Raw genomic sequence first — 19,157 nt, 5'->3', positions numbered from 1 at the left:
ATGGATTAAAGGCAATGAAATTTAAGTGGAATGGTCTAAAATTAATGTCTGACGAAAATATTGGCCAAAAAATAGCATCGTATTCTCCACTTTTACTTTTTAAAGTGGGGTTAAAACGATGGTTTAATGATAGAATAAAGCCTTAATCAATTTTATCCCAGACTTCGATATTTTTTATATTCAAACTTTTAGAGTTGAAGGTAGGGTCTAACCCTTTTTTCCTTTGATCCACGTAGTCTTTTAATGCTGCCATGGCAGGTTTTCTAAGCAAAATGATTGCAATCATATTTAGCCATGCCATCATTCCTACCCCAATATCACCCAGTGTCCATGCCAGCTCTGCAGTTCTGATGGTACCATAAAACGTAGCTACCAAAATCAAAACCCGAAGAACAAAAACAGGCCATTTTTTGTGTTGATCTCCTTGAAGATAACTTAGATTTGTCTCTGCTATATAGTAGTAGGCCATGATCGTAGTAAATGCAAAAAAGGCTAAAGAAACCGCAATGAAACCTGCACCGAGCGTTGGGAAATGTGAGCTTATCGCAAATTGTGTGAATTCTGGTCCAAATGTTACCCCTGGAAGATTTTCTACTAAAAATCCTCCTTCTGGATTGACCACATTGTATTGTCCTGTGAAAAGAATCATGAAGGCGGTGGCCGTGCAGATAAAAAGCGTGTCCACATAGACGGAAAATGCCTGCACCAAGCCTTGCTTTACTGGGTGACTGACCTCCGCTGCTGCTGCTGCGTGTGGAGCAGTTCCCTGGCCTGCTTCATTGCTGTAAATCCCTCTTTTTATTCCCCAGGAGATGGCCATACCAAATATCCCACCAAAAGTTGCATCGGCATTGAAAGCAGAAGTAACGATTAATTTGATTACGCCAGGTATTTCAGTGATGTTCAAGGCCATGATGATTATGGCCATAATGATGTAGGCAGCTGCCATAAAAGGAACAACTATTTGGGCTACTTTTCCGATTCGTTTTACCCCACCAAAAATAATAAGCGCAAGAAAGACACAAATAACCAAACCTGTAATCCAAACCGGTACATCAAAAGCATTTTCAACGCTGATGGCAATACTGTTGCTTTGCACTCCAGGTAAGAAGAAGGCAGTGCTAAGTATGGTAGCAATGGCAAACAAAATGGCATACCACTTAATCCCCAATCCCTTTTCTATATAGAAAGCTGGCCCACCACGGTATTGGCCATCTTTTACTTCCTTGAACATTTGTCCCAATGTTGCTTCTATGAAGGCTGATGCGCTCCCTAAAAAGGCGATGATCCACATCCAAAAGATTGCTCCTGGGCCTCCCATCGCAATGGCTGCTGCAACTCCTGCGATATTTCCAGTTCCTACCCGACCAGAGATGGCAATGGCAAAGGCTTGAAATGAGGTAACTCCTTTATCTGAAGACTCACCACCAAATAATAATTTAATCATTTCCTTGAAATAGCGGACTTGAAGAAATTTGGTGACAATTGAAAAATAAATCCCGACACCTAAGCAAAGGACAATTAGTGCATTACTCCATAGAATGTCATTTACGGCGTATATTATGGACTCCATATTGTTAGTTTGGCTTGAAAAGTTTATTTATTAACACAAAGAAAACCTAAAATAGGGTTAATAATAATTTTGAGGGTAAATAATTCGAGGAACAAGGAAGGTTTTCTTCCAAAATAGGCCATTACCGTTCTATTGGGCGATGGAATGACTTTAAAATCACCCAATCCTTGCTCTTTCTGCTTCAACCAATCCTTACAAGCTTTGAAATAAGCTTGTAAATGTCAGACGGTTTTAAGACAGAATTAAAGTGAAGGAGGCCATAGTTTATAAGGAAGGTAAAAATTGGGCCAGATAAAAAAATAAAAAAAGCTAAAGGTCTTCTCACATTATCGTGAAATACCTTTAATTCTTCTAGTCTTTGACTTCAGGAATTCTATTCATAAAATTCATTTGCTTGTGATTTGAGGCATTTAATAATTGAAAAAATAACTACTTCATAATGCAAGAATAAATCCCTATTAAAAATCATTATCTTTGCAGCGATTTGTAGCTAAATACAAATAGACGGAAATACAACGGAAACACAATTATGAAAGAATTAGGATTAATTAGCACATTACCGATCAATCGGTTTACAGACAATGGTGCTTATCTTGCTCTAAGCGATGGAGATGAGTTATTGATACCAAAACGGTATCTAAGTGGAGAGGAGAAAGAAGGGGATTTTAAGGAAGTTTTTGTTTATACAGATAGTGAAGACAGACCGGTAGCAGTAACGGACCATCCTTCAGCCATACTGGATCAGTTTGCTGTGATGGAGGTAAAAGATGTTACAAGTATAGGTGCTTTTTTAGAATGGGGACTGGAAAAGGACTTGTTTCTTCCCAATTCCGAAATGCGCCAAACAGTCTCTCCTGGGGACAAGGTATTGGTATTTGTCTGCGTAGATCATCGAACGTCCCGTTTGATAGGGGTGAGCAAATATGAGGATTTTATTTTATCAGACACTAAAGGGTTTGAGGCAGGGCAGGAAGTAAATGCTTTGATTTTTGATCTCACGGATTTGGGGTATAAGGTTTTGGTCAATGATTTTTATGAAGGGCTTATTTATGCCAATGAGGTATTTAAGCCTTTAGAAATTGGGGATTCCGTCCGAGCATTTGTAAAAAAGGTTAGAGAAGACAATAAGATTGACTTAATTATTACTCCTATAGGTCGACAAAAATTTGATGAAGGGGCAACCCAGATCTTGGACCTACTTCTTGAGAAAAACTTTTTACCCCTAACGGACAAGTCTTCTCCTGAGATCATTAAAGAAACTTTGGGAATGAGTAAAAAGCATTTCAAACAATGTATCGGACAATTGTACCGAAAAAAGGTCATTGTGATAAAAGATGATGGTATTTATAAGACTTAAATTACATCTTTAGGATTATTTTATCAATAATATTATTGAATAAAGGTTTTAGCAGGAAAATCTGCTATTTTTGCCCTATTCACTATTAGAATGATCAACCTAAATTTTCGTAATATTGATCGTTGATCAAAGGCTTAATAAGCGGTATTTAAATCTTGTAATTTGATTAGATTTTAGAATGGATAATAAAACTGAAGTGTTTTTAGGTATAGATGTGGGAGGAACTCACGTAAAAATAGGTTTGATAGATACCCAAGGTCAAATTATTCAGTTTGGCAAAGAGGATACAGGCCTCCTCAGGAAGAGTTCTCAAGGTTTTAATAAAGCCTTTGTGGAAGTTGTAGGCAAATACCTCAAAAGTAACCCCCAAGTAAAACATGTTGGTATTGGACTTCCAGGTCTGGTCAGTAAGGATAGAACAACCACATTAGAGATTCCGGCGATTTCAGAACTCAATGGGTTTAACCTTAAACAGGCATTATTGGACCAATATCCGGAAATAATCTTTCACCTGGAGAATGATGCTAGTGCAGCCGCTTTAGGAGAATTTCATTTCGGGAAAGAAAAAACATCTGACAATTACCTTTTCATTACTTTGGGCACAGGTATAGGCAGTGCGTTGATCCTTGATAGAAAAGTTTTTAAAGGGGTGAGAGGCAATGCCATGGAAGTAGGGCACATGCTTTCGAGAGGAAATAGCAGGCTTGAACCTTTAATAGGTAGAAATGGAATACTTAAAATGGCCGCTAATATGATGAAGCAATTTCCTGAGGAAATTGGTGAAATGGAAGGGCAGGAATTAGGTATTCATTTATTGGTTGCTTCGGCAAAGAATGGGAATGGAATTGCCTTAAGGACTTTTGCTGAACTAGGCGCAATTTTAGGAGAGGCATTGGTATCTACAATACGTATTCTAGATGTTACAGAAATTTATTTTGGTGGTGGAATTTCGGCAGCCCTTCCATTCATCCAACCCCAAATGGAAAAAACAATTCATCAATATTTAAGTCCTTATTACCTTACTGACTTAAAATTAGAAAAAGCTACATTGGAAAACGATGCAGGTACGCTAGGTGCAGCAGCCCTGTGTTTTATGGATTAAGTGTAGTCACAGTTACTTCACTTACCTTATTGATAGCATTGAGTCGAAAAAGAACCTTTAGGGGTTCTTTTTTTATTTGTTGCTCACAGCGGTCTGAAGGCTCCAGGAAATAAATAAAAAAACTTTGGCTTTTGTCCACAAGCTCTACCCGATCTGGACGACCGAAAGTAATGATAATTTCCTGGTTGTTTTTTGCCAAAAACGAGTTTTTTATTTCCCTTATTTCTTCAACATCCTGTAAGCGCAAACCCAGGCAACCATTCCTGTCCTTTTTCCAGTTTTCTATATTTATGCTGCCTGTTTCTAATTTGCCTGAACAAGAGGAGCCTAAGACAAGTATAATAATAATGAAAAAGTAAGCGGTGATTGATTTATAAGCCATAAGAAAACGGGAAAGGTTGCAAATAACCATGCAAAATTAGTGGGAATGTTTGATTGCCTTGGTATGTATTGAAGAAAAAGACAAGATTTTTTAAAATTAAAGGGTAACAGGTTCAGAGGCAGATAAATGATACGTTTGGCCTTGGTACTTCATAATGACATTTCGATCGGTTTCTACACGATGAATCCTATCGTTCTTTAACTGAAACATAAAAAGACATTTTTGGTCAAAAGACACATCAGCTTTTCCATCTCCGTCCAAATCCATTGCTTCTCCTTCGCCTCCAGCAGTATGAAGGCCAAGGTATTGATTTCCCTGAATGCTGGCCAGAGGAGTACTGAAACCATTTTTATTCCATTTAAAAGTTGCCCTTATTTCTCCAGCACTAATGCCTGAAGCTGATTTAGGATAGACCATAAGGTCTACAGAAGGGTCTTTTGATTCAAATCTAACAGGTTTTAACCAACCATAGGTGCTTTTAATGGATTCTCCCGAACTGTCTGTTTGAATGTCTTCATTAAGACCTATAAAATATTGTTGGTCTCCATTTTCGGAAAAGCCAGTATGAGCAGAATTACTGCTTACTTCTGTGAGAAGGGGATTGCCATCATTTTCCAATAAAGGTACCGTCAGGCCGTATGGAAGGTTCTGGGCATTTTTCAGTCTGGTCACCAGAAGATCTGGTGTAAGAATAAATTCCTGACTAAAATAGGGACCGCCTCTACCTGTTACAAAATGGTAGTGGATGGTGAACCGAACCAAAAGAGGATGGACAAAATGAATTTCAGCCTCTGCCTGATAGGTGGCAGGCACATCAGCTATTCTTACCCAATGACCTCTTTCCATCCATTCGGGGCCAAAGCTGATACCAGATTGAGGGCGATAGCTGTCTACTAAGGTGCCATCTCCCGTTTTCATCTCAAAAGAGGGTGTTTTGGTAAGGTCATGCTCCCCATCCGAGGGACCTAAACGTCCATCCCATCCAGCCTTAACCATTCTTATCGCTCCCATTGGAGTCCAACTCAAACCATATTTTGGCACTGTAGCCCCTCTTAGATTTATCATTACCTGAAAACCTCCTGCATTGGCAAAAAAAGCTCCAAATCTGTCATCTGTAGTAAAAGCATAACCACCGATTTCAGTGGGAGCTGGAAATTGAGGTATTGCTGTTTGCCGGCTAAGCCAGACTTCAGACAAGTGTTGGATAAATGCTCCTGTGTAATTCCCCCATTGGCTGGCAGGCTGGTAACCCACCCTGTCTCCAGGGTCAAAATGATTTTTGGTGATGTAAAAAGAACCATTGAAGGGACCTGATTCTCTTTGCCAGCGATAGATACTCTTAAACGCAAGGTTGGCAGCTCTTCTGTATTGACCGGCGAGGTATTTATCGCCGTTTTTCCAGGCATCTTCTGCCATTACTTCAAATGCCAACTGGTACAATACATCATTGAAAATATGATTGTCAGTTCTTCCGTTTGGCGGTGCCTGGCCATCAGGTGCCTGGGTATAAAGGCTGGTGTAAGTTCCTCTTCTGACTGCTTCAAGAATTTCATTTGAGGAAGGCCCATCATAACCCTCAGCAGCCAATGCAATCAAATTTCCCCTTCCAACAGCTTCTACGGCCAGAGACTGAGGATCACTGCTCCAATCTTGGTACATGTTCCATTTGTCATTGACAATTCTTATTTTCTGACTGTACTGGTTCCAGGCTGCTTCTATAAATTCAGTTGCAAATGCCTTAGAGCTAAGTTGGTGTTGGGCCCGACTCCATTCTCCTTTCATCGCATAGGTACGCCAATTATTTGTTCGGCCATCGAAATTTTGCATGACCTCAACCAAAGGCGTTTGCATTCGTTTCTGCCAAAGCTCAAATTGTTTTTTAGAGACATGCGGTTGGTAAAAAGGTAAAGCATTGGTTAATGGGCTTATAAAAAACTCCCCATGCTCGTCAGGAATAGCCTTGCTGCCTCGAGAGAATGCCAAAGTACTGTGCTCCATGGCTTTTATACCTGCTTCTTTAAGTGAATCACCATTCCCAGCTTTTAAAAGTACACCTACAGCAAAAGCAAAATACGGAGTGGAATATTGGTGTTCCCGCTGGAGGTAGGGGTCTATTATGGCCCCTTCCTTGTCCTGATGTTTTGCTACTACCAGACAAGTGGCTTCAATTAGTTTTAGGAAAGCATCTTTGTTTACTTCTTCACTTTCCCAAGAAATGGCAGTAAGATGAAATGGCTGTAAAATTCTTGCATGTTGATTTGAATTTTGGGCCAGGATGCCTGATACTGATAAAAAAAATAGGATGACGACGGTTGATGTAGATTTTAGAATTTTTTTTAGGCTTTTGTAATTCATTTGTAGTCTGTATTTTGATGTAAATTAACTATAAATTTGAAGGAAAATAATATTTAGGTCTTCAATTTGTGTATTGGAATAGGATTATAATATTGATTTTATTTTTCAATATTAAGATGGGACAAAGCCTTATCTTATATGGTAGGTAGGATGCTTTTCAGAAAACCAGGAGTCATCCTGACAAAATTATTTTGCTTGCTTATTTTCGTTTAAAAAATTAAAAGGCTACCCTGAATTGTTTTAATATTAATTTTTTTTCAGAATATAAATATTTTGGACTTGTATTTTTTACCTCTTATAAATTCCTTAAATCCAGTCAAAGAACTTTTATTATAGTTTCTAAATTCAAAATGATTCTAATGAATATCGTTTTTATTTTTCGTTTGTAAGAATTATATGTGGTTTTTATAAAAATACAAGTTGAATTTCCTTGGAGGATAAAATCCTTCTTTATAGTTTTGCCATTAGAATGAACGTTCGATCTATGCCAATGCAACAGTCTCAAGAGTTTTCAGAAAAAGAAATAGCCATCTATGAAGGTGCGCTAGAACTTGTAGCCAAATATGGTTTTCATGGTACTTCCATGAGTTTATTGACCAAAGAAGCCAAGGTGTCTACAGGAACAATTTATCACTACTTTTCTAGTAAAGATGATTTAATGAAAAAGATGTACTGCTACTTTCGCAGTCAGTTGGAATCCTGGATAGCTAATCATGTGGACGATAAGGAAAGCTATAAGGAAAGGTTTTATTTGAGGTGGTTAAAACTTTATCTCTTTTATACTCAAAACCCAAAAGTGCTGGTGTTTTTTGAGCAATACATCAATTCACCTTATAACCTGGAAAGGAATCCACATCACTTTACGGGAGCTTATTTTAAATTTCTCAAAGAAGGAATTGATAAAAAGCATCTAAAACCAGCCAAACCCGAGATCTATGTGGCAATGTACATGGGCAGTGTGGTAATGGCTTCAAAAATCAACGTTTTTGGTTCCATATTATTGGAAGAAACAGATCGGGAGCTTCTTATCAATAAATTATGGTTTGGCATGTCTCAGGTTTAATCGCAATCAAAATTTTTAATTAGCACAAATAAATTTTCGTTTAAATGAATAAATTTTCTTTTGTATTTCTCATAGTGCTTGTAGTACTGTGCCAATCCTGTTCAGAAGGAGAAACCAAAAATACTGGAATGAGGCAGGCGCCTAATATTCCCGTCCTAGAGATTCCTTCCAAAACGATAACCAGTTATCAATCCTACCCAACTAGTTTGGAGGGAGTGGTAAGTAGTTCTGTAAGGGCTAAGGTTTCAGGTTATATCACCCAAGTTTTAGTAGATGAAGGTCAAGCAGTGAGGAAAGGTCAAAGCTTGTTTAAACTTGAAACACAATCCTTGGATGCTGATGCTGCTGCGGCTAAAGCCAATGTGGAGGCCACCAAGGTAGATGTGGACAAATTAAAACCACTTGTAGAAAAAGGTATTATTGGAAGTGTTCAGTTAAAAACAGCTGAGGCCAGGTACAATCAGGCCATGGCAACTTATAACAGTATTTCTGCCAATATTGGTTACGCCACTATAAAGAGTCCAGTTTCGGGGCATATTGGTGCCATCCCTTATCGTCAAGGAGCTTTGGTAAGTCCAAGCGACCCATTGACAACGGTTTCACAGGTGGACAATGTTTTCGCCTTCTTTTCTATGAATGAAAAAGAGTACTTGAATATGCTCCAAGTAACCAATGGGGAAACACTTGATGAGAAATTGGGGAATATGTCTGAGGTGGAACTTGAATTGGTAAATGGTCAAATTTATTCCCACAAGGGCAAGATTAAAACGGTTACAGGCCAGGTAAACCCAAGCACTGGAACGGTGAGTTTTAGAGCCACTTTTCCAAACCCAAACCGATTGCTTGCACATGGCAATAGTGGGAAAATTCGTATCCCTAAAATTTACGAAGAAAAGCCAGTAATTCCTGAAGCTTCTATTTACGAACAACAAGGGAAAATATACTTGTATAAGGTGGGTGCAGATTCTGTTGTAACCGAAGCATTGATAAAAATAGAGGCGAAAGTAGGTCAACTATTGGTCGTTGAGGAAGGGCTGAAAGAGGGCGACAAAATAGTTTATCAGGGCATTGACAAGTTGCGAAATCAAATGAAGATTTCACCGCGATTAGTCCCTTTTGATAGTGTCGCTGGAAAATTAAAAGTAGCTTTTAAATAAGATAAAATGCTAAAACAATTTATAGACAAACCGGTACTATCCACTGTAGTTTCCATTTTAATACTCATTCTAGGTGTTTTAGGTTTATTGTCCTTACCCGTAAGTCAATACCCGGACATTGCACCTCCAACAGTTAGAATTACAGCATTTTATCCAGGAGCAAATGCTGAGACGGTATTAGAAAGTGTTATTATACCCATAGAGGAGCAGGTGAATGGAGTGGAGAACATGGATTATATTACTTCCACTGCAAGTAATAGCGGAACTGCCACCATTCAGGTGTTTTTTAGACAGGGCGTAGATCCTGATATCGCAGCCGTAAACGTGCAAAATAGGGTGGCGAGAGCCAATCCTCTTTTGCCAAGTGAAGTAGTTCAGTCAGGTGTGATTACCCAAAAACAACAAACCAGTTCTTTGATGTTTTTTACAATGGTTTCAGATAACCCTGACTATGATGCCACTTTTATCCAAAACTACCTTAACATCAATGTTATTCCGACCCTAAAAAGGATCAAGGGAGTAGGGGATGTTACGGTTTTTGGCTCGAAGAATTATGCCATGAGAATATGGCTTAAGCCTGACAAACTCACCGCTTATGGTTTGATGCCTTCAGATGTGACTGCAGCCATAAACGAACAAAGTTTGGAAGCAGCAGCAGGATCCATCGGACAAAACAATGCACAGGCTTTCGAATATGTTATCAAATATGGTGGACGTTACAAAAATGAATCCCAATATGAGGACATCGTTATCAAAGCATTAGGAGACGGGCAATTCTTGCGTTTAAAAGATGTGGCTGATGTAGAAATGGATGCTCAGGGATACTCTGTGATGTCCTTTACCAATGGCAATCCTGGGGTGAGTATGGCAGTCTATCAGACGCCTGGTTCGAATGCCCAGGAAATCATTGACAATGTCAAATTATCTTTGAACGAACTTGAAAGTAGGTTTCCAAAAGGCTTGTCCATTTTTATTAATTTTGATACCAATGATTTTCTGAATGCTTCTATCGCTAAGGTGACCACAACTTTGATCGAGGCCTTTATCCTGGTATTTATAGTGGTATTTATTTTCCTTCAGGATTTTAGATCTACTTTAATACCTGCGATTTCTGTTCCTGTGTCCATCATTGGTACTTTCTTTTTCCTAAATGTCTTAGGGTATTCGGTTAACTTATTGACCTTGTTTGCATTGGTACTTGCCATAGGCATTGTGGTTGATGATGCCATTGTGGTAGTAGAGGCTGTCCATGCCAAAATGGAAGGAGGAGTGAAAAAAGCACGTAACGCTACCCATCAAGCCATGGATGAGATAACGGGAGCTATTATTTCGATTACCCTGGTTATGGGAGCAGTGTTTATACCTGTTACTTTCATAACTGGGCCAACAGGTGTCTTTTATGAGCAGTTTGGGGTCACTTTGATGATCGCAATAGCCATTTCAGCTGTCAATGCATTGACTTTAAGTCCTGCACTCTGTGCGTTATTGTTGAAGCCACATGAGGATCACCCTGACAAGAAACTTAGTTTGGGAAAACGTTTCTTTAAAGGTTTCAACAGGGCATTTGATGTAACAACAGCCAAGTATGTAGGAGCATTGAAATTCTTGTTTCGCTTTAAGTGGATTACAGGTGTGATCATTATTGGTTCAATCGGAGCGATTATTTGGGCAGCTGAAAATACCCCAACTGGTTTTGTTCCGGAGGAAGATAGGGGATTGATATTTACGGATATTGTATTGCCAGAAGGTGCTTCTCTGGATAGAACCGTTGCCGTCACAGAAGACCTAATGCATGCCATAGAGGATTTACCAGGAGTTGAAGGAGGATCTATGGTCAACGGTTTCAGCCTTATTTCTGGAGAAGGTAGCAATTTTGCTTTGGGTTTTATTCGATTAAAACCTTGGGATGAAAGGGGAGATGAATCTTTATCCGCCAAGGCTTTGATAGGCAAAATGTTCGGCATAGCTGCCGGTATTCCTGGCGCAAAAATTCTATTCTTTGCCCCCCCTAGTATTCCTGGATTTGGTGTTTCTTCGGGTTTTGAACTTAAGTTTCTAGATCAATCCGGTGGCAGTTTTAATGATTTGGATGTCGAGGTAAAAGAATACATGGGTAAATTAATGGGCAGACCAGAAATTTTATATGCCCAAACGGCTTTTAGTACTGGTTACCCTCAATATGAAATGGTGCTTAACATTCCTAAAGCAAAAGAAGCGGGAGTAAGTATAAGTAGTATTTTAGGTACGCTTCAAGGCTATATTGGAAGTATTTATGCTGCCGATTTCTCGAAGTTTGGTAAGCAATACAGGGTGTATATTCAGGCGATGCCTCAAGATAGATCAGAAGTTGATGACCTTAATTCCTTGTTTGTTAGAAACAGCAAGGGGGAGATGGCACCTATTTCAGAGTTTCTGTCACTCAAGAGGGTTTATGGACCGCAAGCGGTAACCCGATTTAACCTATTCAATTCAGTAGCCATTAATGGTGCTGCTGCGCCAGGTTACAGTACAGGTGATGCCATCAAGGCCATTCAAGAGGTAAATGAGTCGGAGTTACCCAGAAATTTTGCTGTGGATTATTCTGGTTTGACCAGAGAGGAAATCAATGCAAGTAGTCAAACTACTTTTATCATATTACTAAGTATCCTCTTTGTTTACTTTATTTTGGCTGCGCAATACGAGAGTTATCTTATCCCTTTAGCGGTTCTGCTGTCTTTACCTGTAGGAGTAATGGGGGCTTATTTAACCACCTACTTCCTGGGAATGGAAGCGAATATTTACTTTCAGATAGCAATGGTGATGCTCATAGGGCTGTTGGCTAAAAATGCGATCTTAATTATAGAGTTCGCCATTCAAAGAAGGGCTGCTGGTGCTACGATTGTAGATGCTGCATTTGATGGGGCCAAGGTAAGGCTTAGACCTATCCTAATGACATCATTTGCCTTTATCATTGGTTTGTTACCGCTGGCTTTTGCCAATGGAATTGGTGCTGCTGGTAACAGATCTATTGGTACAGGGGCTGTTGGAGGCTTGCTGATAGGAACTGTACTGGGCGTTTTTGTGATTCCTATCTTGTTTATACTATTTCAATGGCTTCAGGAAAAAATCAGTCCAAGAAAAGAAGTTGAAGCTTTAGAAAACGCTTAATTATTATGCAAAATAAAAGTCTATTTATACCTTTTATATTATTGATTTTATCTTCGTGTTTTGTGGCCAAGGACTACAAACAAGCCGATAAAGTAGTAGAGGAAGATTATTTCAGAACGGATTTATTGCCTGAAGACAGTGTCACATTGGCCGATTATTCCTGGAGAGAAGTATTTACTGACCCACATCTGGTAGGATATATTGAAGAAGGGTTAGAAGCCAATATTGATATTAGAATGGCTTTACAGAAAATTCTTGCGGCACAGTCTTATTACAAGCAAGGAAAATGGGGACAATTGCCCACCTTGAGTGGAACAGGCAAGATTACCCACCAGGAATTGTCCAAAAACTCTCAGTTTGGGTCTTTCTTTGATGGAGGGATTACCCAGTACGAAGTTTCTGCAGGTTTTTCCTGGGAGGCAGATATCTGGGGGAAAATTAGAAGTCAACGGAGGGCATTTGAAGCATCCTATTTGCAATCAATAGCGGCACATCAGGCCGTAAAAACAAGATTGATCAATGACATTGCCAATCTATACTTTAGGTTATTGGCTTTGGATCAGCAATTGGAGCTGACCAATAAAACGATCACAAATAGAGAGCAGGCATTGGAAACTACCTCTTCCTTAAAAATTGCAGGAATCGTTACTGAGGTAGGGGTAAAGCAAACCGAAGCTCAGCTATATACAGCCAGGGCCTTAAAGGTAGATTTACAAAGAGATCTTCATTTGGCTGAAAACACAATTGCCATTTTATTGGCCAGATCACCTGAAGACATCCCTCGTGGCGAACTTGATGATCAGCATCTTCCTGAAGAGCTTTCTATAGGTTTTCCTGTTCAGCTCCTAAGGAATCGACCAGATGTATTTGCTGCAGAATATGGACTGATCAACGCTTTTGAAATGAGCAATGTGGCGAAGACCAATTTGTACCCCTCCTTAACCATTTCAGGTACAGGAGGTATCCAAGGCTTGGAATTGGATCAGTTGTTTAGTTTAAATTCGGTTTTTGCCAATGTGATTACTGGATTAACACAACCGATCTTAAACGGTAGAAGATTAAAGACTCAGTTTGAGGTCTCTTTAACCCAACAGGAGCAAGCGTACTTGTCTTTTAGAAAAACCATTTTGAATGCCGAAAAGGAAGTTTCGGATGCTATCTATAACTTTGATTCAGCCAAAGAGAAGGAAGGGCTGCTTAAAAATGAATTAGATGCCTACCAGATAGCCATTGAATATTCCGAAGAGCTTCTGGACAATGGAATTGGGAATTACCTGGAAGTGATTACTGCCCGAGAAAATGCTTTAAATTCTGAAATTAAATTAATAAATACCCGCTACGCCCAAATGGAAGCCCTTACCAATTTATACAGGGCACTTGGCGGTGGTTGGCAATAGTGGCTATTGGTAGCATGTCCGTAAATTCAATTTTGTGTAGGTGCTTATTTTAAGTTATTCTCAAGGTGATTGTTTCACTATTAAAATTGTTTTTCAGAGGGTTTATTATCAAATAGTGATGGCCCCTTCAATAGTTCGCTTAAATTCAAAGCCAATTATTGAAGGGGCTTTTACTTGCTGACAAACAGCCCAATTTTCCTGTGATTACATCTCTTCTCCAAAAAGTGGGACTGGCTCCATGAACCTTTTTCCATATTTGGTTTTAACCCATTGAAAAGGGAAACCAAAATCCCTGCCAATTTCCATGTTTGAATCCAGGAAAAACAAAAATGCCACAGGACTAAACCTGTGGCATTGAATTGCTTGTTTAGGTAATTTTATCTACTTACTATTCTGATGGCTAGGATACTGATGCCAGATAGATTAGATTACCTGAGGTTAAAAACGACGTTTTTGCCCACTAAATTCCATTGCTTCACCTTTTCCAAAGCCATAGCTTAAACCAAAGGTGACGAATCTTCCTCTCATCCTGTGGCTGTATTGCGAAAAGTTGCTTTGGACCGTTTCAGTTTCAAATATCCTGCTTGCAAAAGCATCTCTGACACTAAGATTAAGGATTACTTTACCTTTAAGTACCTTCTTCCTTACCCCAATGTCAGCCATTGCATAACCACTCCGTAATTGTTGAAAGGTTTGGTTTTTAGATTGGTAATTCCCTACCAACTCTAGTGCAAAGTCAGCAGGAAAATCAATTTTTGTAGTTAATCTTGAAGACCATTGGTCAGCACTGAAATCAAAATCTGTAGATTCATAAGTTCCTTCTCTGTGGAAATAGTTATAATTAAAATCACCGTTAAATGACAACCAATCCAATGGTGTGTATTTACCATTCACTTCCCAACCAGTGGTTTTATTGGTGCCAATATTCATAGGCATGGAGATGGCAACATCCCCTTCAAATCGGGTGACATTCTCCACTGTACTGGTAATGTACCTGTGATAAACTGAAGAGCTTATAGAAAATGCTTTGTGGTCAAATATCCCTGTTATTTCATAGCTATCAGTCAATTCAGGTAGCAAATCCGGGTTTCCTGTTCTGATACTATAATTGTTTCTGATATTATAATAAGGATTCAGGTCAAATAGTCTTGGTCTGGCAATTCTTCTTGAATATCCGGCCTGAAGTGAAAAGTTATCCCTCATCTTATAGGAGGTATGAAGGGTAGGGAAAAAATTGGTGAAATTCCTGTTGTTCTCCTGGTCGTTTTGTTCCAATAAGGTGTATAGGTCTGTGTTTTCTACCCTTAGACCTAATTTTATGCCTGCTTTATCGCCTTCATAAGATCCGGTACTGTAAACACCCAAAACCTTTTGGTTGTAGAGAAAAGAATTGGATAAATCTGTAACCACCATCCATTGGTTGTCTTCCCAGTTGCTAATTGAATAATCGTTTCCTACATCTGTAATTAGATATTGGCCACCAGTTTCAAAAGTTATCTTTTCAGTAAAAGGTTGGGTATAATCTGCCTTGAAAGTATACTCTACTTGTCCAAAGTCAGTTTGGGTTTGCTGTTGGTCACTTAATGCTTCTTCACCAAACTCCGGCGTATTATTGAAGGCAGATTTTTGATCTTTAGAAAAAGAGCTGCCCAGTGCGCTTACCAATAGATAATGATCTTTTTTATCGGAAAAATCTTTTTTGTACTGCATTTCAAATTGCCATTTAGGATTGGTTGCGGATGTAACCTCATCCCTTTGCCATGCAGAGGAAACCACATTGTCGGCATTAATAGCTTTATAATTAATTAGTGACGTTTCTGATTCCCACTCATAGGCAAAATTACCGGTAAGTGAAAGTACATTGTTGTCATCTATATGGTAATCAGTACCTAAAATAACATTAAGGAAGGATTCTCCTTTGTCTCTTTCACCAAAATTATTTATTTCAGTATTGGCTGTTTCATTCCTGTTATAGCCTTTGTATTTTTCTGGAAATTTGCGTTTACCAACACCAATTTGACTGAAGAGATTGAATTTTTCAGTTCTTTTATTTAGGCTAAATCCTAGACTATGGTTATCGGGGACACCTGTATTTAAAGATATAGAACCATTAACCCCCCGTTTTTCTTCTTTCTTTAATACGATATTTATTATTCCAGAGGTACCTTCAGCATCATATTTTGCAGATGGGTTGGTGATTACTTCAACGCTTTCTATCATATCGGCTGTTAAAGTACCCAATGCATTTCCTCCATCACTTGCCAAAACGGATGGTTTGCCATTAATCATGATTTGAACACCGCCAGCACCGCGTAATTGGATCTGACCCTCTATGTCGACTGTTACTGATGGTACATTGTTTAAAACTTCCAGTGCACTTGCTCCTGTACTACTCAGGTCCTGACCTACATTGAAAATCCTTTTGTCTAGTCTGAATTCGGTTGTTGACCTTTCACCCCTAATAACCACCTCGTCCATCAACTTACTGTCTTCTTCTAAAAATATCGTTCCGAAATCAGCTTTTCCATTGTTAATTTCATATTCGGTTATGGTCTTGGAAACAAACCCTATGAAGCTAATTTCAAGGTTAAAAGTTTTGTCCTGAGTAATTAACAAAAGGCCGCCGTCCGCTTTTGTTGTCGTACCAACCAATAGATTACCCGTTTCCTTGTCAATGAGCTTAATTGTGGCAAATTCAACAGGAATTTTGCTGTTAGCCACCAAAACTTTTCCGGATACTTCTATATCCTGTGCTTGTGAAGAAAAAAGTGTCACAAATAAAATGGTGACAAGTGTTAGAAGTAATTTCATATAGTTGATTATTTTCTGTTGATAATGTGAATTTGTAAATAAATTCTGAACATTTAAAAAGTTTTCGGTGAACGGTTCATTTTGTCTGTCAAACGACAAAATTGTGATTTGCATGATAATCACGTTGTTTACAGGGATAAAATTGGTGTTCAACTTTTATTTTTGTCTGGAAGACAAGCAAATCTTTATATTTGTTTTATGAAAGGGCAGTCAATAAATAAAAGTATAGCCACAAAGGAGTTTTTGTTTCAATTGGTGCTTCATGCATTGGTTTTTAGTTTCTATGTGATAGACAGCAACCACCCTAGTAAAGTCAACACTTTTCACTGGTACGATGTGGTCTATTTTTTAAACTATACGGTGGCTAATCTTATCATTAGTTATGTATTATTGCCCAAATTTTTTTATACAAAAAAATACATTGCTTTTTTTGGGTTAACGGTTATAACCATTGCCTTTGTTATTTTGTTGGAAGAACTTGTAATAGAAAAATGGTATTTTCCGGATTCCAGAGGAGCAGGTTTTCCGGGAGTTATCTTTAGCCTTGGACAGGTACTGCCTGTTATTGTAATCCTTTCAGGGTTTAAGTTTGCCTGGGATGCGCTTCGTAATCAACGGAAAGTAGAGGAGTTAAAAGCCATTATAAAGGAAGGGGAGTTGACTTTTTTAAAGTCTCAAATTAATCCTCATTTCCTTTTCAATAACCTTAACAATCTCTACTCTTACGCGGTAGTTCAATCACCTAAAACACCAGGAATAATTCTGGAGTTAAGTTCTGTACTGCGCTATATGCTCTATGAGTGCAAGGAGGCTTCCGTGCCCCTCTCAAAGGAAATAGAGCACCTAAGGAATTTTACTCGTTTGAATGAAATGCAAATTGAAGAAAGAGGAAAAGTTGCTTTTGATGCTCCCAATGAAGGTGCAGGTTTTAGAATTGCCCCACTTATTTTAAACGTTTTTATAGAAAATGCTTTCAAACACAGTCAAAGCGGGCAATCTGAACAAATTGTAATTGACATTCATTTGACCATCAATGAAGAAGGGAAATTGATTTTTGTTTGTCAAAATAATTATAAACACGTAAATCAAAAATCGAACTCTGGTAAAGGAATAGGGCTTAAAAATGTAAAGAAAAGATTAAAATTGCTCTATCCTGATAGCCATGTGTTAAATATTCAACAGACCGAATTATTGTATAAAGTTAGCTTAGAAATGATATTGAACAAGGAGTAAGATGAATTGTATCATAATCGAAGACCAACCACCTGCACAAAGAATACTTAAAAAGTATATTGAAGATTTGGGTACCCTTAAGCTCAAGGGAACCTTTAGTGATCCTTTATTGGCGATGGAGTTTTTAAACTCCAATGCTATTGATTTGATTTTTTTGGATATCCATTTGCCCAGATTGACAGGTTTAGACCTTCTTAAAAGTCTAAGTAAAAAGCCACATATTATTCTAACCACTGCTTATTCTGAATATGCGCTGGAAAGTTACGAACTTGACGTAGTTGATTATTTATTAAAGCCCTTTTCATTTTTACGTTTTGTGAAAGCCGTGGGCAAGGTTCCTGGACCAAAAGAAGTATACCCCAAGGAGAGAGTGACGATAAATGCCAGTATTAATAAAAAAGAACATTTTATTAAATTGGGGTATGATCATGTTAGGATCTCCTTTGAAGAAATTATGTATATACGTGCAGATGGAGATTATTGCGAAATTATCCTATCGGATAAGAAGTACTTGTCTTCTGAACCCATGAGAAAATGGTTGGAACTATTGGATGGCCAGCAGTTTATCCGCATTCACAAATCCTTTATGGTGAATATTGCCAGAATAGAGAAGGTGTCGGGAAACCAAATCACCCTGATCAATGGCGAGCAATTGCCTATTGGCAGGGCATTTAAGGAAGATTTTTCCGATAGATTTCTAAAATAAATTGATTAGTTTAATTCCTTTATTTCAATATTTTTAAATTCTACTCCCTGCCCTTCTGCTTGTAAGCCGATATAGCCTTCTTTCAGCATTTTTCCATCTATCTTATTCGCTGGATTAAATCGATTGGCAACACCACCACCAATTTGAGGATTTGTATATTCCAATACTTGCTCACCATTAACTTTATGAATCACTAAAGAATCTCCATAGACGATCAATTCTGCATGCACCCATTCCTCCCATGAGAAAGTAGGCGAAGTTGAACTGATACAATGTCTGGGATCCATCTCACCATTAAAGAACACTTCAGTACCGGGAGAGCACATATTACCTGTAGGTCTTGGTTTACCATCTCCAGCATCTGCCAGCATTTGGTATTCTACCGATATGGGCCAGTCTTGTTCCTTTAATATGGTTTCAGGTGCCTGAGAATGAAACATTACGCCACTGTTTCTATAAGTGTAGCTTGGTGCATCTTCCATCCATTCGTCAGTAAAGCGGTAATCAAACTTAAGGTGAAAGGAGGAGTAAGGTTTTTTATAAAACAAATGACCATAACGTTCGTCAAAACTTTCATATCCATCATAGTTGACCTGAATAACCCCATCTACAACCCGGAAGGTATTTGCAAAATTGTCGCCTGACTCATGATGTTGTAATTTTGCTGTCCATCCTTCCAAATTCTCACCGTTAAAGATGGTTTCCCATTGAGCTTCTGGCTCATTTTGCGCAGTCTTGGATTCACTTTTTCCACATGAAGTGAAAATTATAAGTGAAATAAGCAAAGGTAGCAATGGGGTTAGCTGTTTCTGTTGATTATTGATCAAAGACCACTTCATTTTTTTGGTTTTAATGGGATAAATATTTTCAAGCC

Annotated in this window: 13 protein-coding genes; 8 read left to right on the top strand and 5 right to left on the bottom strand. The window is 38.5% G+C overall.

The window, feature by feature from the left end; translation table 11 throughout:
* Positions 1-142: 142 nt before the first annotated feature.
* Positions 143-1,573, bottom strand: a complete 1,431-nt coding sequence (locus AC0L7T_RS16335) for an alanine/glycine:cation symporter family protein (protein WP_473336603.1) — start codon at positions 1,571-1,573, stop codon at positions 143-145.
* Positions 1,574-2,102: 529 nt separating this feature from the next.
* Here AC0L7T_RS16335 and AC0L7T_RS16330 point away from each other — a divergent pair.
* Entirely contained in the window at positions 2,103-2,930 is an 828-nt protein-coding gene (locus AC0L7T_RS16330) for a CvfB family protein (protein WP_473336601.1), read from the top strand.
* 178 nt (positions 2,931-3,108) lie between these two features.
* Positions 3,109-4,032 carry an ROK family protein gene (locus AC0L7T_RS16325; RefSeq protein WP_473336599.1) on the top strand — a complete coding sequence of 308 codons (924 nt, stop codon included), beginning with the start codon at positions 3,109-3,111 and terminating at the stop codon, positions 4,030-4,032.
* Here AC0L7T_RS16325 and AC0L7T_RS16320 read toward each other — a convergent pair.
* Together AC0L7T_RS16320 and AC0L7T_RS16315 are read right to left on the bottom strand one after the other, a co-directional pair.
* Positions 4,022-4,414: a hypothetical protein gene (locus AC0L7T_RS16320; protein ID WP_473336598.1), complete on the bottom strand. Its 393-nt coding sequence runs from the start codon at positions 4,412-4,414 to the stop codon at positions 4,022-4,024. The two genes, AC0L7T_RS16325 and AC0L7T_RS16320, sit on opposite strands and share 11 nt — an antisense overlap.
* A 96-nt stretch (positions 4,415-4,510) precedes the next feature.
* Positions 4,511-6,769, bottom strand: a complete 2,259-nt coding sequence (locus AC0L7T_RS16315) for a hypothetical protein (RefSeq protein ID WP_473336596.1) — start codon at positions 6,767-6,769, stop codon at positions 4,511-4,513.
* 469 nt (positions 6,770-7,238) lie between these two features.
* On the opposite strand from AC0L7T_RS16315, the gene AC0L7T_RS16310 reads away from it, so the two are divergent.
* The 4 genes from AC0L7T_RS16310 to AC0L7T_RS16295 are packed head-to-tail and all read left to right on the top strand — an operon-like array spanning position 7,239 to position 13,533.
* A complete protein-coding gene (locus AC0L7T_RS16310; protein WP_473336594.1) occupies positions 7,239-7,832 on the top strand; it encodes a TetR/AcrR family transcriptional regulator in 594 nt (197 codons plus the stop codon).
* 44 nt (positions 7,833-7,876) lie between these two features.
* Positions 7,877-8,989, top strand: coding sequence for an efflux RND transporter periplasmic adaptor subunit (locus AC0L7T_RS16305; protein ID WP_473336592.1), 1,113 nt, complete (start codon positions 7,877-7,879; stop codon positions 8,987-8,989).
* 6 nt (positions 8,990-8,995) lie between these two features.
* Positions 8,996-12,136, top strand: coding sequence for an efflux RND transporter permease subunit (locus tag AC0L7T_RS16300; protein ID WP_473336591.1), 3,141 nt, complete (start codon positions 8,996-8,998; stop codon positions 12,134-12,136).
* Positions 12,137-12,141: 5 nt separating this feature from the next.
* Positions 12,142-13,533, top strand: coding sequence for an efflux transporter outer membrane subunit (locus AC0L7T_RS16295; protein ID WP_473336589.1), 1,392 nt, complete (start codon positions 12,142-12,144; stop codon positions 13,531-13,533).
* 438 nt (positions 13,534-13,971) lie between these two features.
* Here AC0L7T_RS16295 and AC0L7T_RS16290 read toward each other — a convergent pair whose 3' ends face one another.
* Complete coding sequence (locus AC0L7T_RS16290; RefSeq protein ID WP_473336587.1) at positions 13,972-16,344, bottom strand: TonB-dependent receptor; 2,373 nt, start codon at positions 16,342-16,344, stop codon at positions 13,972-13,974.
* A 198-nt stretch (positions 16,345-16,542) separates the two neighbouring features.
* On the opposite strand from AC0L7T_RS16290, the gene AC0L7T_RS16285 reads away from it, so the two are divergent.
* Together AC0L7T_RS16285 and AC0L7T_RS16280 are read left to right on the top strand one after the other, a co-directional pair.
* On the top strand, positions 16,543-17,577 hold the full coding sequence (locus AC0L7T_RS16285; protein ID WP_473336585.1) for a sensor histidine kinase: 1,035 nt from the start codon (positions 16,543-16,545) through the stop codon (positions 17,575-17,577).
* Between the two features lies 1 nt (position 17,578).
* Positions 17,579-18,283, top strand: coding sequence for a LytR/AlgR family response regulator transcription factor (locus AC0L7T_RS16280; protein WP_473336582.1), 705 nt, complete (start codon positions 17,579-17,581; stop codon positions 18,281-18,283).
* A 5-nt stretch (positions 18,284-18,288) separates the two neighbouring features.
* On the opposite strand, the gene AC0L7T_RS16275 is transcribed toward AC0L7T_RS16280, so the two are convergent.
* The gene (locus tag AC0L7T_RS16275) at positions 18,289-19,122 is read right to left on the bottom strand and encodes a 3-keto-disaccharide hydrolase (RefSeq protein ID WP_473336580.1); all 834 of its coding nucleotides are present in this window, start codon (positions 19,120-19,122) and stop codon (positions 18,289-18,291) included.
* Positions 19,123-19,157: the final 35 nt, after the last annotated feature.

The organism is Cyclobacterium sp. 10D3-21 (genome assembly GCF_055809755.1).
The sequence above is the reverse complement of the archived record's forward strand: the minus strand, read 5'-3'. Positions and strand labels throughout refer to the sequence as shown.

What these genes read in the sequence shown, in the direction of transcription:
- AC0L7T_RS16335 (WP_473336603.1), bottom strand. Translation starts at nt 1,573, where the DNA reads ATGGAGTCCATAATATACGCCGTAAATGACATTCTATGGAGTAATGCA.
- AC0L7T_RS16330 (WP_473336601.1), top strand. Translation starts at nt 2,103, where the DNA reads ATGAAAGAATTAGGATTAATTAGCACATTACCGATCAATCGGTTTACA.
- AC0L7T_RS16325 (WP_473336599.1), top strand. Translation starts at nt 3,109, where the DNA reads ATGGATAATAAAACTGAAGTGTTTTTAGGTATAGATGTGGGAGGAACT.
- AC0L7T_RS16320 (WP_473336598.1), bottom strand. Translation starts at nt 4,414, where the DNA reads ATGGCTTATAAATCAATCACCGCTTACTTTTTCATTATTATTATACTT.
- AC0L7T_RS16315 (WP_473336596.1), bottom strand. Translation starts at nt 6,769, where the DNA reads ATGAATTACAAAAGCCTAAAAAAAATTCTAAAATCTACATCAACCGTC.
- AC0L7T_RS16310 (WP_473336594.1), top strand. Translation starts at nt 7,239, where the DNA reads ATGAACGTTCGATCTATGCCAATGCAACAGTCTCAAGAGTTTTCAGAA.
- AC0L7T_RS16305 (WP_473336592.1), top strand. Translation starts at nt 7,877, where the DNA reads ATGAATAAATTTTCTTTTGTATTTCTCATAGTGCTTGTAGTACTGTGC.
- AC0L7T_RS16300 (WP_473336591.1), top strand. Translation starts at nt 8,996, where the DNA reads ATGCTAAAACAATTTATAGACAAACCGGTACTATCCACTGTAGTTTCC.
- AC0L7T_RS16295 (WP_473336589.1), top strand. Translation starts at nt 12,142, where the DNA reads ATGCAAAATAAAAGTCTATTTATACCTTTTATATTATTGATTTTATCT.
- AC0L7T_RS16290 (WP_473336587.1), bottom strand. Translation starts at nt 16,344, where the DNA reads ATGAAATTACTTCTAACACTTGTCACCATTTTATTTGTGACACTTTTT.
- AC0L7T_RS16285 (WP_473336585.1), top strand. Translation starts at nt 16,543, where the DNA reads ATGAAAGGGCAGTCAATAAATAAAAGTATAGCCACAAAGGAGTTTTTG.
- AC0L7T_RS16280 (WP_473336582.1), top strand. Translation starts at nt 17,579, where the DNA reads ATGAATTGTATCATAATCGAAGACCAACCACCTGCACAAAGAATACTT.
- AC0L7T_RS16275 (WP_473336580.1), bottom strand. Translation starts at nt 19,122, where the DNA reads ATGAAGTGGTCTTTGATCAATAATCAACAGAAACAGCTAACCCCATTG.